Genomic DNA, 16,333 nt, shown 5'->3' with positions numbered 1-16,333 from the left:
CCACTATAAAATTTCGATCTTGTTTCGATGCTGCTCAATCTTTTCATCCTGCTCAAGTTTTTTGAGCAATCGAGATATAACCACACGGGAAGTACCGAGCTCATTGGCTATCTCATGGTGAGTTTTGTTAATCTCAAAAGACTGTGTGGCCTGCTTGGTGTCCAGTAGATACTTGTAAAGCCGGTCCTCCAGATTAGAAAAAACCAGGCTGTCAACAGTTTCCATCAATTCATCAAATCGGGATTGATAAGATAAAAAGACAAAAGCTCTGAAAGAAGGATACTTTGTTACCCATTGATTTAGAAATGTATTCGGTACCATCCAGATTTTAGCATCTTCTTCTGCTATCACTTTAATTGGAGAAGATTTCTTTTCTATGCAACACGTGATAGACATGGCACACGTCTCCCCTTTTTCCAGATAGTAAAGCAACACTTCTTTCCCGTTCGGCTCCTTCCGGTATACCTTCAAAATGCCGTCTAAAACGAATGGAATATCTTTTTCAACTTGAGAGGAGTTAATAACCGAATCTCCTTTACGTACTTTTTTTAAGTACCCAACATCGTTGATTTCTTGCAATAAAGCTGGCTCAAAGTCTAATATTTCTAGTGCTTCATTCATGCTGCAAAAAACAAAAAAAGCCGATCAAAAGATCGGCTTTAATCAAAATATTCTCTACTAATTAATTACCTTCCATTGCCTCCAGTTCACTCTGGATCTTTTCATACTTGTCTTTTTTACCCAGACTATTGTAGATATAGCCAAGAGTTTCAAGTACTGTTCGATCTGAACTGTTCAGTGAATATAACTTTTCCCAAATAGGAAGTGCTTTTTCAAGCTTTACATTAATTTTTTCTGTAAGCTCTTTGCTTTTGGCTTTTTCCTTATAGCTAAGTGCGTTACGCTCTTTAATCAATTCATTTGCCTCATTGAATACAGAAACGCCTTTATTGAAGTTTGAGTTGTAGTGATCAGGATCAGCTTCCAGCGCCTTATCGTAGCTTTCCATTGCTCCTTCCTTATCACCTAGCTCTTCTTTCAATACTCCCAGACTAAAGTGTAAGTCAGGATTATTGGGATCTGCGGCTATAGCACTTTCTAAACCAGCTTTTGCCTCTTCAGTTTTATTCAGCTGGATTAAAAGATTTATTTCGTACTTAGCTAACTCGATATCATTAGGGTAAGACTCTTTTCCTTTTCTTATAGCATCTAGAGCTTCCTCATATCGTTCTTCTTTAATCGCATAGTTGTATAACTGAAGAAAAACCATTTTATCTCTCACTCCTGCTTCATAGGATTTCTTGAAATTATCCTCAGCACGTTTATCATCACCAGCTGCTACAGCAGCGTATGCTGCATTAACGATTGCATTGGTGTCACTTGGATTGATATAGTATGCTGTCTCAAAATTGTCTGCAGCAGAAGCAAATGATTCTTCATTGTAAGCTGAAATAGCTTCATTGTAATAATACGCATACCAACCTTGTTTTTTTGTATCAATATTCTCGATACCCATTCCGGTAAAGGTAGAAATCTTCTTTTGCTCAGGATCAAGCTCCAAAGCCTTATCAAAAGCCTTAAGCGCTTCTTCCATAGCCCCCGGCTCGTTATTAGCTGTATCTAATGATGCGTAGATCTGCCCTCTGTAGTACCAGGTTTCAGGATCATCTTTTGTTTTTTCATGCTCAATGGCAGCATCAATGATTGCTTTCGCTTCGGTTAGCTCACCATCTTCCATGGCAGAAAGCGCTTGGTTAATTTTTGGCTTTTTCTGCGAGTAGCCCGCAATACAAATAGCCGCTAACAATAGTGTTAAAAAAGTTCTCATTATTCGATTTTTAAATTATTCGTTATCCTTTTGGTTTTCGTTTTCCTGCTCGATCTCTCCTTCTGTTTCTTCATCCCCTCCAATATTGGAAATCTTTTCAACAGCCGAGATCTCATCATCTTCATTAAGTTTTATAAGTCGAACACCCTGTGTTGCTCTTCCCATTACCCGAAGATTATCTACAGACATTCTGATTGCAATTCCTGATTTATTGATAATCATCAACTCATCACCATCAATTACGTCTTTAATTGCTACCAGAGCTCCTGTTTTGTCTGTAACATTTAGTGTTTTCACTCCCTTACCACCTCGTTTGGTGATGCGGTAATCTTCCAGATCAGAACGCTTGCCGTATCCTTTTTCTGATACCACAAGCAGGTTTGGTGGGTTTTTATAGTCTACACAAACCATACCAACCACAAATTCCTTGTCCGTAATATTCATTCCACGTACTCCAGAGGCCATTCGTCCCATAGATCGAACGTCTGATTCATGGAAGTTAATAGCCCGTCCGGTATTACATGCAATCACGATATGATTGTCTCCATCAGTAAGTCGAACATTCAGTAGTTTATCATCATCACGAATGGTAATCGCATTGATACCATTTCTTCTTGGTCTGCTATATGCCTCAAGTGAAGTTTTCTTAATCACTCCACGCTTGGTACACATCACAAGGAAGTTGTTGTTGATGTAGTCCGGATCATCCAGTGTTTTCACATTGATGACAGACCTTACTTTATCGTCCGACTCAATATTAATTAGGTTTTGAATAGGTCTTCCTTTAGACGCCTTGCTGCCTTCCGGAAGCTCCCACACCTTGATCCAGAATACCTTCCCAAACTCTGTGAAGATCAGTAAGTAGTTATGAGCTGATGCAATGAACAGGTGCTCAGTAAAATCATCATCTTTCGAAGTAGCTGCCCTACTTCCTACTCCACCTCTTCCCTGAGTTCTGTATTCAGTCAAAGGTGTTCGTTTAATGTATCCCTGATGAGAAATGGTAATTACCATATCCTCGTCAGGGATCATGTCTTCAGCTGTGAACTCATCTGCGCTATGCTCAATATCCGATCTGCGATCGTCTCCGTAGCGCTCTTTCATCTCCAGCAACTCATCTTTGATGATCTGCATCCGTCTGCCTTCGTCCCCAAGAATCTCCTTCAACTCTTTGATCAATGCCTGAATCTCTTCGTATTCTTTTTGAATCTTATCTCGTTCCAGTCCTGTCAGACGCTGAAGTCTCATATCCAGGATAGCTTTCGCCTGTATTTCCGAAAGACTGAATTTCTCGATCAATCCAATTCGAGCTTCATCCGGATCTTTCGAAGATCGGATCAGGTTGATTACCTCATCCAGGTTATCCAGCGCGATAAGGTACCCCTCCAGTATATGCGCCCGTTTTTCTGCTTCATCTAATTCGTACTCTGTTCTTCGAACCACCACCTCATGTCTGTGGTCCACAAAGTGTACGATTAAGTCCTTGAGATTTAATGTTTTAGGTCGCCCCTTTACAAGTGCTACGTTATTTACACTAAATGAAGACTGTAGCGCTGTTTGTTTGTAAAGATTGTTTAGAACGATATTCGGAATTGCATCTTTTTTAAGATCGTAAACGACACGCATTCCCTGCTTATCAGACTCATCTCTGATGTCGGCAATTCCCTCGATTTTTTTCTCATTGATTAAGGCAGCTGTCTTCTCGATCATGCTTGCCTTGTTTACCTGATATGGGATTTCAGTTACAATGATTTGCTCCCTTCCGGTCTTTGTGGTGTCAAATTCAGCCTTTGCACGAAGTACTACTCTACCTCTACCGGTTTCGAATGCAGCTCTAACTCCTTGATAGCCATAAATAGTAGCTCCTGTCGGGAAGTCCGGAGCTGTTACATGCTTCATCAGCTCATCTATGGTAATCTCTCTATTATCAATGTATGCGATGGTGCCATCAACGACCTCACTCAGGTTGTGAGGCGCCATATTGGTGGCCATACCTACGGCGATACCACTTGCTCCATTTACCAGAAGGTTAGGGATTTTTGAAGGTAGTACACTTGGTTCTTCGGTGCTATCATCGTAATTGGGTACGTAATTCACCGTATTCTTTCGAATATCAGCTAATAGTTCCTCTGAGATTCGTCTTAATCGAGCCTCAGTGTAACGCATTGCAGCTGGAGAGTCACCATCTACAGATCCGAAGTTACCCTGGCCATCTACGAGTGGATATCGCATGGACCAATCCTGAGCCATACGAACCATGGTATCGTAAACTGCTGTATCTCCATGCGGGTGGTACTTACCAAGCACATCCCCGACAATTCTTGCACACTTCTTATAGGACTTGTTGTAATTAACTCCCAACTCGTCCATCCCATAAAGAATCCTTCTGTGGACGGGTTTAAGGCCATCTCTTACGTCTGGAAGGGCTCTTGAAATGATAACGCTCATCGAGTAATCGATGTAGGCGCCACGCATTTCTTCTTCAATATTTATTGGGATAATGTTCTCTTCGGATGAGGATAAGTTATCGATATCTCCGTCTGCCATTTATGCTTATTTGGGTTAGCCAAAAATCAACCCGCAATTTAGCGAAAATCTAGGTGAAATCATTGCTTTGGCAACAACAGAATTTGATAAAAAAGACCGGATCAGTAACGACTAATTTTTAGTCTTTAGCTTTTTAATTGCTTTCTTTCTTTTCGGCCACATTCGGCGGTTATTTTCACCCACTTTCGGGTTTTGTCGTTTCCAGATCGGCTGACCTCTTACTTCCCTTGTACGACCAGTTACTGGATCTCTATAGATGTGTTTGAGCTGCACATGATCACTCTTCATGGGTGATCGTGGGATGTCTGGGATATTGATGCTTATTCCTGCCTGAATAAAGAAGGTAGGATAGCTATGACTTACTGTTGAACCATCCGGGATGTGGATAGTATAAGATTTGAAATCTACACTGGGTCGAATGATGACTCTGAAATATTCAGACCAATTGTTTTCAATACTCACACCTAAGTTCGTATAAATCCCCCTGGAAATTGCTCCATTATCAAACTGCTTTCCTGCGGTAATACGACCCACCTGGAGTTCAGCCACAAAATCATAGCTCCAAAAGGAGTAGAACTTATACCCTACCATTCCAAATAATCTTGAATATCGCGTGCGTTTGACATTTGGCTCATAGTTTCTTACCTGGCCTGCATAATTCGTAGGTTCTAATCGCCGGAGGAAATGAAACTCGTAGCTGTAACCCGCACCTACCCGGAACTTATCAAAGTTGTAATGGATGGAAAGTGTGATTGGAATGCCCCTGGACCCTCCTTTAAATCCAAAATCAGTGGTGTCTGTGTCTACAAGGAAGGTTTGATCTCCCAAAGCTGGATTATAAACTGGATTAGATAAATAGTCAAAAGGTAGATCAAAAGGGTTTTCAAGCGAGGTTTCAAATCCTGGCTGAGGATCATTAAGCCAGTCAGTATAACCAGAAAATGTACTACCCAGATTTTCAATATCATTTGAAAAGATGAATTGATTTTGTGCATCCTGATAGAAATACACGCCACTCAGCTGATGCGAGTAGCTGGTGATGCCGATTCCTGTGGTTGCTGTGATACTAAATTTGTTTAGAAATACGTAGACAGGATTTCGATAGATATCGTATTTCTCATAAATATCCTGAGAGAGGCCCTGAAAGGTGATTAAACCAAATAGGGAAAGAAGGCTATATCGTTTGATAGCGGCGAGCAAATCAACTCAAAATTACATGGTATCTATGAGATTGCCTTGAGAGCCATTTATAGTACATATCGCTCATAGTCTTTGTATCTTTTTGAAATCTTTAATCAAGACGTGTAATCTCAAATAATAATGGTTGGTAAGGTGGTATGGAAGTTACATAATCAGGAATGATGCCATCTGCTACCAAGTCATCTGAAATAAAATCAGGGATTACCAACGCACTTTCCCGATAACCTTGTGAAGAAGGTATCATGATTAGCGCTCGTTCATCAGTTTGCATCAAAGAGGCACCAAATTCAAATCCAACAAGTAGTTCACGAGGATCATTGGATCCATAAACCCACTCAAATCCTGAGTCGCTTCCAAAAGGTGTATCATCAATAAATCGACCATTGTAGTCCACAATGATGGTATCGCCATTTAAAGGGAGTGACCCTGATCCTGCACTTAGTCTTTTATAAGAAATCCCTGAGGCTGAGAATTGCTGCACCCGATTTAATGGATTTGCAACCGTATCGTTCAGATTATTTGCAGTGATGTAATCATCGATCGCAATAATATCCTGAGCAAACAGATCTGACTCGGAGTGAACTCCTACCACCTGAATTTCCAAGTGAGCGATTAAGTTAGGATTAATAGCACCTGAAGTTAGATCCTGGTATGCTTGCTCAGGTGGAAGAATAAAATTGTAAATCTCTCCCTCCCGCATAAAAGTAACTCCTCTGTCAACCCCCAATGGGTAAACAGCTGAAGCACCTACTTTGAAGATTAACGAATCTCCGTTGCTACGTTGATGACTTGCAATCACATTACCATTAAGATCGCTGAGGGTGTAATAGATTGCAACAACACTTCCGGATGACACCTGTGCTCCTGACGGATTTAGCGAATTAGCATAATAGTAGATGCCTGTGACATCATCCCGTGAGGCTGAAATACTGGTCGAATCCAACCATGCCTGAATATTTCCATCAGCAGAGGTAGAGACGCTATCATCATTGCCACATGATAGGAGTAGTATTCCTGAAAAAACTATGAGTATGTATCTAATCACTACCACCAACAACGTATCAAATAGGCGTAGATTATTGGAAGGTCTTACAAAACATTTGGAACACAGGGATGTGATCCAACTCAAGCTTCTCTCCTATTAAAATCATCCGCTGATACTCAGATTTTCCAACCTTATGATTTTCGTTGATAATATCCTCGTCGTTTTCAAGAAAAAAACTGGCGATGAAACGGATCAGTAAATATGGAGAATGAAGCACTGCCTGACGGTATTCATGATAATCTATCGGCTCATGCTTTTCAACCGGGGCATGTACCATGCTGTCCAGACCACAGGTGACTTTGATTGTCATCTTCAGCACATCGAAAAACTTATCCTGCCAGTTGTAATAATTCTTGATCAAAAATTTCATGGCATAGACCACCGGGTCTTTCTTCATGAAATACCCTCCTTTGGAAAGCTTTCTCGCCTTCTTATTCAATGCCATTTCCTCAAATAAGGTAATCTTACCATCTGCCATGGCTATGCCGATAGTAGGTGTCATGATGATAAGAGAAAAGAAGTCCTCATCACTGACTTCCAGGTATGGAGCTTCGGTCTTGAGAAAATCTTTTTTTAATGTTTTGGTAGCCTCCAGCACTTCTGGGTAAGCGATCATGGACTCTATTTCGTACTCGGTGAACATGCTTAGGGTTGGTTATTATTATGCCTCAAAATAAAGCCTTTTAACTAAATAGGGAAAAGTCCTCGTCTAAATATTCAAAGATTTATTTTCGCTGTAAAAATGATCTTATGACTGATAAAAATATTCAGCTTGCAATTCAGGTAGTACCACTAGAGCGAGAAGGAAATGTTTATGAAAAGATTGATGCTGCCATCGATGTAATACAGAACTCAGGAGTGGAATATCTCATTACGCCAATGGAAACGGTGATGCAGGGACCATACGAGAAGCTACAGCAAGTAGCAAAGGATGCCCAACAGGCATTGGTTAATGCCGGCTGTACAGAGTTTCTTGTGAACATCAAAATGCATATTCGAACAGACAGGGATGTAACTATGGACGAAAAAAGGCTGGACAGATAGATTAGAGAGTTGACTTACTCTCCAGTGATTGATACGTCTGAAATTGCGTCTTGCCTTTCTCTCCTACGAATATGAATGTCTGCGAGTTTTCCCCTCTAGGGCCATCAGTATGTAGCGTTATTTCATTCTCTCCTTCTTCTAATGGCACACGCGAGTAATGAATACTATGAGGTATGGTTTGCCAGTTTCGAGTGTCTGCCTGCTCAGAAGCAAAGTTCACCAGCCCTACTAAAAAGCCAAGCGTTTCATCTTCTTTCCGAACTTGTTTTTCTACCGTTTTTTTGATGGCTACCCGTAACAACCCTTTACCAAGCTCCTCCAGCATGCGTTCTCGCAGGGTTTTAAAAGCAATGGCGTTAATGTCTTCAGCTTTTTCAAGTGGGTAAAAGTAGTTATCTATTTCAAGACTGGCATACTGAAAGAACGGCTCACGCTCTACGTATTTCGGAAAAGCTACTCGTGTCCCGGTCAAGTCTGTGATACTGGCATTACCGTCTTCACTAGTGTCGTAATAAAAAGGAAAGTTGAGACCGTACTCTTCATTCTGAAAGAATATCTGCCCTCCGTCTCCTTTCACGGCTACAAAGTTGATTGACCACTCGTCTTTTACAGGAGATAGCCCATTATGCCAAAAGAAGACCAACTCACCGCCAGATGCAGGAGGCAGAGGTTTGTATTCCATACCTAGCTCTTCACTGAATTTGTCCAGCTCTTCGGGGAAGCCGGCAAGTGATGCAGTTCTGAGCAAATCCTTTTTCAATTGCTCCGGAGCAGACAACCCAAACATTTCAGAAAATTCATTTTGATAAATCTCCAAAGAATTCCGGTAAGCAATGAACGCATTGTTATAGTCTCCGGAAGCATCATAAATAATGCCCATTAGATTGTTAATGAATGCGTCTTTTTGATACTTATTTTCAGACACGTACTTATCTCCTAATTCATAGAGTCGCTGATTCAACCTTCTGCATTCTACTAATGCAGCATCGTAATCTCCCATTTTCAGGAAGTTCAATGCTTTGTAATAGAGTAGCATCAAATGTTCGTGATCCTCACCCGGGTAAACGATTAGGTTTGGATTTAGAAAATAGGATGCGGCGAAGTTCAAATAGTTTTTGTGATAGTCTTCACCAAAAAGGTAGGCCTGCTCCAGCCACTTATTACTTTCCTGATAGTTTCCTAACAGATGCTCAACAACACCCTGATTGGCATAATACAGAAAGCGGGTTTTGCTCTTAGCAGCCTTTTTATTCTGATCCAGGATGTTTGCTGCTTCTTCAATATTTCCTTGCTCAAAATTCTTGTTGAACTCATAATTGAGCTGATAGAACGAAGCACATCCGCTCAGTAGAATAAATACAGGTATACTGAATATGGTCTTTCTGGAAACCATGAAAGTGTGGTGATTTGAATAAGTTGGTGAAATGAGTTGCGGGTTTTTCGCAACTCATTCGATTTAATTTTTGATGTACTTTTTGATCTCCTTGTCTCCTATCCAAACCTTTTCATTCGTTTCGATATTGGTGAGCTCAAGATTCACTTTATAGTTCACAACTTTCTCCTTCTTATAAGAATCAGTCACGGCAGTGATCACACCAAACATCATGAAGTCAGCACCAAGCTCTTTTCCCCACTTGGCTTGTGTTTCCGGAGAAGCAAACTCTCCTTGTTCCGCACGTTCTTCACGTAGCTTTTCTCTGAATTCTGCATTTGATACTACACGTACAAATCCTGAGTTAATAAACTCTCTTTCAATGTCCTTGATGAACGTTTCGGATTCAATGTGTTCAGCGCTTTTATTTTGTACATAACCAACAATCACAACAGGCTTACGATCGTTTTGGATTCGAAAGTCATTGTGCCATGGCCTGCCAGTAACATCCTGAATCATTTCTTCAGCTACTAGCTTTGAGTCTGTGTCATTCCATCTACCACTAAGATCAACTTGCTGATCCGGGTTGATTCGGGTTACCTGTCTGTTACATGAAGCAAGCATAACAACAGCTATGAGTATCATGGATAATTGAGTGATTCTATTCATTTCCTTTTTAATTATGGTGTAACAAAGATAGGTGAACAATCACCTAAAAGTCTGCGGATATTTTGAAATTCAAAAACCTTGCCGATAATGAATTCGGTATAGCTAATTGTGCGCCTGTGACGTCTTGTATCCAGGAATAAGATAGGGTATTGTCTGCCCCCAGCACATTCAGCACTTCAGCTCTTAACCATAAGGTTTTCAGGTACTTATTGTAATTTAATTCGAATGATTTTGATATGCCCAGATCTACCCTATTATACTCATCACCGGAGAAAATATTTCGTGCATTTATTTCATTTGGAGGTCCCAACGGATAGCCAGAGCCAAACACAGAATTAACATATACGCGCATGGTAGGGTCTCCCGGAAGGTGATCTTCAAAATAGAATGCCAGGTTGATTCGCTGGTCTGTTGGCCTTCGAATGTACCCCTTATCATCTTCCATAATGTCTTCCTGAGTGTTCAAAATCCCAAGACTAAACCAGGATTGTGTACCGGGAATGAATTCTCCATTGACTCGAAAATCAAACCCATACGCAAAAGCCTCAGCGTCATTATTAGCGAAATACCTTAGCCGCACATTATCGATATCATAGGCAATCACATTTTTCATGTGCTTGTAATATCCCTCAACGGAAAAAAGAAATGGCCGATTCCACCAGGTGATTAACCGCTCCATCGCCCCGATGACATGAGCGGATTGTTGGGCCTTCACATCATTCTGTATGTCTCCATTCCGATCCCTCAGCTCACGATAAAATGGTGGCTGGCTGTATTTACCAACAGATACCCGAAAAGTCGTTTCTTTTTCCCAGTTGGGTCTAAACCGATAAATCAACCTTGGACTTAGGAGTGTCTCATCGTTATAGTCCATGTGGTTGAGTCTAGCTCCTACATTGACAGCATGCATCGAGTCTTTGGAAAAAAGAGTGGTTTGAAGATAGCCGGTATATATATTCGTCTCTAAGTCAAGCTCGTTGAAGGTACTTTCATTTAGGTTAACGAAACCTGCAGAATCGAGGAAAGCGTATTCATTCAACTCATCATTAATGATGTTTTTGTTGTAGCCAATTCCAGCCTCTAGAATGGACCAATCGGAAAGTAGATACTCGTTTCGCCATTCTGTATTATAAATCTGTGCCTCAAGTGTATTCCTTCCATAATTAAAATTGGTTCCTATACCGCGAACGACCACACATTCATTGAAACTGTTAGAACCCGGATTATTATCTATATCGCATATTCTGTATGCCCCTTCCACATTGTAGTTTTCTCGCTCTGATGTGTAAACTCCAGACACTATCCAGCGACTAAGGAAACGATTTGACCATCGGTGAGAGAGATTGAACCCACCTTGATAGGTATCATAGTCCAGCTCTTCCCTCCCATCAAATGCTGTTTGAATTCTCAGGTTTTGGGAAACTGAACCAAAGTCTGTGGTTTGGGATTCCGGTAAGGTGAGGTATCTGTTTCTTCCGTAAGAAAGCAGCCAGTTTAGCTTTGTTCGGTTGATTTGTTCACTTCCTTTCTCCGTTAAATCAAAAGTGAAAAATCCCTGAATATCACTGTAAGTTGGCAGGTACTGGCCATCTGTCTCCAGGGTACTTAATAAATACCTCGAGTCTCGGTGACGGGCGCCAAACAGGTATTGCACATTATCATTGATCCGATTTCCAATGAAAGCCGAACCACCCAGCAATCCAAAATTAATCTGGCCTTCGAGAGACTCTGGTTCTTTGTAATCGATGTTCAAGGACGATGAAAGCTTATCTCCGTATTTGGACTCCCACCCGCCTGCATAGAAGTTAATATCACCAACCAGATCTGGGTTTACAAAACTGAGCCCTTCCTGTCGACCGGCATTGGCAAGAAACGGACGGTAAACAGGGATATCGTTTACGTAAACAAGGTTTTCATCAAAATTCCCACCACGGACATTATAAGCGGAGGATAGTTCATTGTTTCCGGCCACTCCCGGAAGTGTGAGCAATACTTTATTAAAATCACCAAAAGCAGACGGAAGATTCTTCGCAGACTTAGCATCAATTTTTGTTGCAGGGTCAATTGGATCCCGATCCCTTTCCCCCTCTACTTCCACATCATCCAATTGGGTGGCTTTTAGCTTCATGGTGACGACAAAATCACTTACTCCTGTGGGGATACCCGAAAGTTCATAGGTTCCATACTGAACATGTGAGAAGATCAGGTCGTAGGTTCCTGAATCCAATTCAAGCAGAAAGTACCCATCCAGATTGGATACTGTACCTTTAGTTCTGTCGTCTTTGAGGATGACGCTGACTGCTGGAATCGGTTCTCCCAATTCATCTACAATCCTACCCTCAATTACCTCACTTTGCGCAACAAGTGGGATTGAAATGAAAAGAAATAATAGCAAAGTCAGCGCTCTCAATTGATTACGCTTTTTTAAGATTTGCGATGGTTTGGGCCGGGTCATCAGATTTAAAAACGAAACTTCCTGCCACTAGCATATCTGCACCTGCATTAAAAAGCTCTCCGGCATTTTCGTCATTGACTCCCCCATCTATCTCGATGATGATTTCCGGGTTGATATCATCTGCCATCTCTTTAAGTTTTCGAACTTTGTCAAAAGTGGTTGGAATGAATTTCTGACCACCAAAACCGGGGTTTACTGACATAAGCAAAACCAAATCAACATGTGGTAATATTTCTTCCAGTGCACTTACGGGCCTATGTGGATTGATAACCACTCCTGCTTTCGCTCCTAAATTTCTAATTTCTGTTACCGTGCGATGCAGGTGTCTGCAGGCCTCTTCATGAACAGTGATAATCTCTGCTCCCGCCTTCATACAATCCTCCAGATAAGGATCCGCATGCTCAATCATTAGATGGAAGTCCATCGGCTTTTTTGCATGCTTGTGAATGGCCTGGCATACCGGGAAACCAAAGGAGATGTTAGGGACAAATACCCCATCCATAATGTCGATGTGGATATAATCTGCTTCGCTGTTGTTGAGCATTTCAACTTCCTGCTGTATGTTACCAAAGTCTGCAGCAAGAAATGAGGGGGCGATGAGTTTTTTGGACATTAGAAATTGATGAGTTTGACGATCTTTTGATTCTTTCCTGTTTGCAAGAATAAGAAATAAACTCCTTGTTGACTACCGTCTATCGTCAATTCCATGTTTTCTTTGATGTCCTTCCGCTTAAATTCCTTATTGAAGACAAGGCTTCCTTTTGGATCAAGAATCCTTATTTGCATGCCTTCTTTAAACTTACCATTTGTGATTAAGTAGAGTGTATCTCCAACAAATGGGTTTGGATAGAAGGTGACTCTGTCTTCTAGGATGTCGTTGATGTTCAGTGCTTTGACATCTTTAGCATAAATGTAGTTTGGCACTCCCCACCCCAGCATAGTATCAGGACTGCCATCCAAATGACCAGAGTTTTTTATAGCAGCAATAACTTCATTGTACCTCCTATCAGGATTCATTTGCCATATACACGCAGCAAATCCCGCAATCAAAGGAGAAGCGAAACTTGTACCACCACCCCTTTCAATTGAGCCATTTCCTCTCATTACTGCAGTACCATCACCAAAAGCAGAAACATCAGGTTTAATTCGTCCATCAGTTGTAGGACCTACAGAACTGAAATCTGAACGCTCGAAATTAGGATCCACACTGCCTACAGCCAGAATTCTGTTGGCGTCTGCTGGATGGCTAATCAGATTGCCGGGAGGTGTTCTTCTTCCGCTATTACCAGCACTCGTTACCACTACCATCCCTTTCTTAGCAGCCATTTCAGCAGCTATGGACACGATCGCTGTTTTCCCATCCAGATCATCTTTGGTGTAATCGTGTGCTGAAATATCAAACGTACTGTATCCCAGTGAAGCATTGATCACATCAGCTCCAAGGCTATCAGCAAACTCAGCACCGAGTAGCCAGTTGTACTCTTCCACCCGATCCTCACTTCCGCCTTCTTCTGTAACACACAGGATATAATCAGCTTCGGGAGCTACCCCAATCAGGTTACCCTCTGAAGAAGTATAGTTTGAAGCGATGATGGAAAAAACGGATGTACCATGATCTCCGAATTGAAACACATTGCCGGAATTCTCTACGAAATCTTTCGTGGCGACAATCCTATCATTCTCCCACAGATGCTGAAATGGGGTGAATTGGTTTACGCCCGTGAATCCATTGTCCAGCACTGCAATGAGCATTCCCTGGCCTTTTATGTTGTCTTCATGCATCTTATCTGCACCTAACATCACGAGTTGAATGTCAGAGTTTCCGTCCACTGAAACTGGTGGATCAAATGCATCCGGGTTAGACGGAATGTTCTTTTCATAGCTAAGTCTTGTTGTATCAGCTATCCATGCTATACTATCTACAAAAGCCAATTTTGATACTTCATCTAGCAGTGTTGTGTCGGCATTGACTAAAGCTCCATTCATCCATCTGGACGTAAAAAAAACATCTATACCAGCATCTTTGAGTCCCTGGACGTATATTGGTGAAACCGGTAAATCTTCTTCGGTAATGCTAATGCCCTGATTAACTCTTCGGTCGATGGCTCTTTGTGTCAGAAAAGCTTCTGGGTTGGAAATGGAATAAGGATATGAATCACCGGACTTGTCAGTGAAGTAAATAAAATACCTATTGACCTGACTTTGAGAAAAACCACTTTGAGCAAAGAGAACGAAGGCAAACAACCAGCAAAACCTATTCTTCATTTCCTATTTCTATTAATGTCTGTCGAAGAGCTCTACCTGCAATTACTTCTCCAAGATCAGGCCCGCAATCGCTGGAAGTACACTTCTTTTGTGTTAAATAGTTCTTTTCAACCAACCCTATTCCGCTCACGTACGCTTCACTTCGCAAATCTACTCCTGTTACATTTTCCTCTACGTCTTCAATGACAACACGAATTTGATCATTCAATGTCAGAGAATCAGCCAAGAGTGTGTCAATGGGCTCGTAATAATAGATATGCTCTGCCCTACTATTTAAACTGTTACCATCCCATTCTTTCCCTTCCTTTACAGGAAAGGTCAATTTAATAAAAGGAATGTTGTTTTCTGTGATGGAAAGATAATTGGAAGTCTTCGTTACTGTCCACACAGAATCACTTACCCAATCATCCAGCTCATTTTGACGGATGTCTCTTCGCAATAAATAGGTGGTTTGATCAATGGAAGGAATCGAGTCGATGATGATTTCTCTCAATTGAAAGACTGAAGTATCAAAACCAGTGATCAGGTAATTAATCTCTTCGACATCATAAATGCGGTAATCACCAACGGCCAATGGATAAAAGTCATATCCTACGGTTTCCGGGCCTACTTCTTTGGTTTCGTTGCATGAGGAAAGAAAAGATAATGAAATCAACAAGGAAATAAACATCCCCCAGCCCACCTTCAAAGGGGGAATACCCACTAATGATGAAATTGCAATTTTCAATTTTCTCTATTCTGGTGAAAACTAGAATGGATCCAACCGCCACCAATCACATCGTCACCTTCGTAAAATACAGCCGCTTGTCCAGGTGCTATTGCACTCACTCCTTTTCCAAAATACACTTTCATGGTATCGCCAACCTGTTCAATAACGGCAGGATTGCCACTGTCATTGTATCTTACTTTAGTGATGGTATCCTTTCGCTCACCCTCAATGCTGGCATATTTCTGCATGTTTAGTTGCTTTACATACATGCCATCCCGACTCAGCTCATCAAAAGTACCTAACACCACACGATTCGTATCTTTCTGTATTTCAGTTACATATACTGGATAACCTAGGGCAATTCCTAATCCTTTTCGCTGACCGACTGTGTAGAATGGATAGCCTTCGTGTTTACCAACTACTTCCCCTGTTCCTTCCAATACAAACTCTCCACCTGCTACTTCATTTTCCATTTCTGGAACTCTTCGCTTGAGGAACCCACGGTAGTCATTATCTGGAACAAAGCAGATTTCATATGATTCGGACTTAGACACTAGCTCATAGAATTCTCGTTCACGAGCCATATCATAAATCTCTGATTTCTTTAGATGTCCAAGCGGATACTTTGTCCGGCTTAAGCTTTCCTGAGATATCCCCCAAAGAGCATAGGATTGATCTTTGTATCCATCCACACCTCTGGAAACAACGAATCGATTGTTTTCTTCCCGGATGTTTGCATAGTGACCAGTGGCGATGTATTCACAATCCAGCTTATCGGCCCTCCTCAACAACGCATCCCACTTAATGTGCGTGTTACACATCACACATGGATTGGGCGTTCTGCCTGCCATGTATTCATCTGTGAAGTAATCAATTACGGCATCACCAAACTCTTCTCTGATATCGACAATAAAATGTGGGAATCCAAGATTTACGGCGATGTTACGTGCGTCGTTGATTGAATCAAGGCTGCAACAACCTGTCTCCTTGCTGCTTCCTCCTGAGGTCTGATAGTCCCATGTTTTCATGGTCATCCCAATCACCTCGTATCCTTCTTCGTGTAGCATCACTGCTGCGAGTGAGCTATCTATGCCGCCGCTCATGGCAACTAAAATTCTTCCTTTTTTACTCATTGTGTTGTACTTCTGCCGGGTTCACAGCCACGGTTTATACAAAAATTTATGCAAAGGTACTGCTAA

At 41.5% G+C, this 16,333-nt stretch carries 14 protein-coding genes; 1 reads left to right on the top strand and 13 read right to left on the bottom strand.

The window, feature by feature from the left end:
- Window positions 1-3: 3 nt before the first annotated feature.
- From ACXAH9_RS07580 to ACXAH9_RS07555, 6 genes are all read right to left on the bottom strand, one after another.
- Window positions 4-621 carry a Crp/Fnr family transcriptional regulator gene (locus tag ACXAH9_RS07580; protein ID WP_474894256.1) on the bottom strand — a complete coding sequence of 206 codons (618 nt, stop codon included), beginning with the start codon at window positions 619-621 and terminating at the stop codon, window positions 4-6.
- Between the two features lie 61 nt (window positions 622-682).
- On the bottom strand, window positions 683-1,828 hold the full coding sequence (locus ACXAH9_RS07575; RefSeq protein WP_474894255.1) for a tetratricopeptide repeat protein: 1,146 nt from the start codon (window positions 1,826-1,828) through the stop codon (window positions 683-685).
- 15 nt (window positions 1,829-1,843) lie between these two features.
- A complete protein-coding gene (gene gyrA / locus ACXAH9_RS07570) occupies window positions 1,844-4,375 on the bottom strand; it encodes a DNA gyrase subunit A (RefSeq protein ID WP_474894254.1) in 2,532 nt (843 codons plus the stop codon).
- 111 nt (window positions 4,376-4,486) lie between these two features.
- Window positions 4,487-5,575 carry a hypothetical protein gene (locus ACXAH9_RS07565; protein WP_474894253.1) on the bottom strand — a complete coding sequence of 363 codons (1,089 nt, stop codon included), beginning with the start codon at window positions 5,573-5,575 and terminating at the stop codon, window positions 4,487-4,489.
- Between the two features lie 91 nt (window positions 5,576-5,666).
- On the bottom strand, window positions 5,667-6,620 hold the full coding sequence (locus ACXAH9_RS07560) for an FKBP-type peptidyl-prolyl cis-trans isomerase (RefSeq protein ID WP_474894252.1): 954 nt from the start codon (window positions 6,618-6,620) through the stop codon (window positions 5,667-5,669).
- A gap of 31 nt (window positions 6,621-6,651) precedes the next feature.
- On the bottom strand, window positions 6,652-7,263 hold the full coding sequence (locus ACXAH9_RS07555) for a hypothetical protein (protein WP_474894251.1): 612 nt from the start codon (window positions 7,261-7,263) through the stop codon (window positions 6,652-6,654).
- Window positions 7,264-7,370: 107 nt separating this feature from the next.
- On the opposite strand from ACXAH9_RS07555, the gene ACXAH9_RS07550 reads away from it, so the two are divergent.
- Window positions 7,371-7,664, top strand: coding sequence for a thiamine-binding protein (locus ACXAH9_RS07550; protein WP_474894250.1), 294 nt, complete (start codon window positions 7,371-7,373; stop codon window positions 7,662-7,664).
- Window position 7,665: 1 nt separating this feature from the next.
- Here the strand turns inward: ACXAH9_RS07550 and ACXAH9_RS07545 are convergent, their stop codons facing one another.
- The 7 genes from ACXAH9_RS07545 to mnmA form a co-directional block, all read right to left on the bottom strand.
- The gene (locus ACXAH9_RS07545) at window positions 7,666-9,057 is read right to left on the bottom strand and encodes a COG3014 family protein (protein WP_474894249.1); all 1,392 of its coding nucleotides are present in this window, start codon (window positions 9,055-9,057) and stop codon (window positions 7,666-7,668) included.
- Between the two features lie 63 nt (window positions 9,058-9,120).
- Window positions 9,121-9,705: a penicillin-binding protein activator LpoB gene (locus ACXAH9_RS07540; RefSeq protein WP_474894248.1), complete on the bottom strand. Its 585-nt coding sequence runs from the start codon at window positions 9,703-9,705 to the stop codon at window positions 9,121-9,123.
- 43 nt (window positions 9,706-9,748) lie between these two features.
- On the bottom strand, window positions 9,749-12,115 hold the full coding sequence (locus tag ACXAH9_RS07535; protein ID WP_474894247.1) for a TonB-dependent receptor: 2,367 nt from the start codon (window positions 12,113-12,115) through the stop codon (window positions 9,749-9,751).
- Window positions 12,116-12,119: 4 nt separating this feature from the next.
- Window positions 12,120-12,773, bottom strand: a complete 654-nt coding sequence (gene rpe, locus ACXAH9_RS07530; RefSeq protein WP_474894246.1) for a ribulose-phosphate 3-epimerase — start codon at window positions 12,771-12,773, stop codon at window positions 12,120-12,122.
- Window positions 12,773-14,425, bottom strand: a complete 1,653-nt coding sequence (locus ACXAH9_RS07525) for a S8 family serine peptidase (protein WP_474894245.1) — start codon at window positions 14,423-14,425, stop codon at window positions 12,773-12,775. Before ACXAH9_RS07525 ends, rpe begins: the two co-directional genes overlap by 1 nt.
- Window positions 14,415-15,152, bottom strand: coding sequence for a hypothetical protein (locus tag ACXAH9_RS07520; RefSeq protein WP_474894244.1), 738 nt, complete (start codon window positions 15,150-15,152; stop codon window positions 14,415-14,417). Before ACXAH9_RS07520 ends, ACXAH9_RS07525 begins: the two co-directional genes overlap by 11 nt.
- Window positions 15,149-16,267, bottom strand: coding sequence for a tRNA 2-thiouridine(34) synthase MnmA (gene mnmA / locus ACXAH9_RS07515; protein ID WP_474894243.1), 1,119 nt, complete (start codon window positions 16,265-16,267; stop codon window positions 15,149-15,151). The genes ACXAH9_RS07520 and mnmA overlap by 4 nt, the downstream gene beginning before the upstream one ends.
- Window positions 16,268-16,333: the final 66 nt, after the last annotated feature.

Source organism: Ekhidna sp. ABH4_415 (assembly GCF_056161305.1).
The sequence above is the reverse complement of the archived record's forward strand: the minus strand, read 5'-3'. Positions and strand labels throughout refer to the sequence as shown.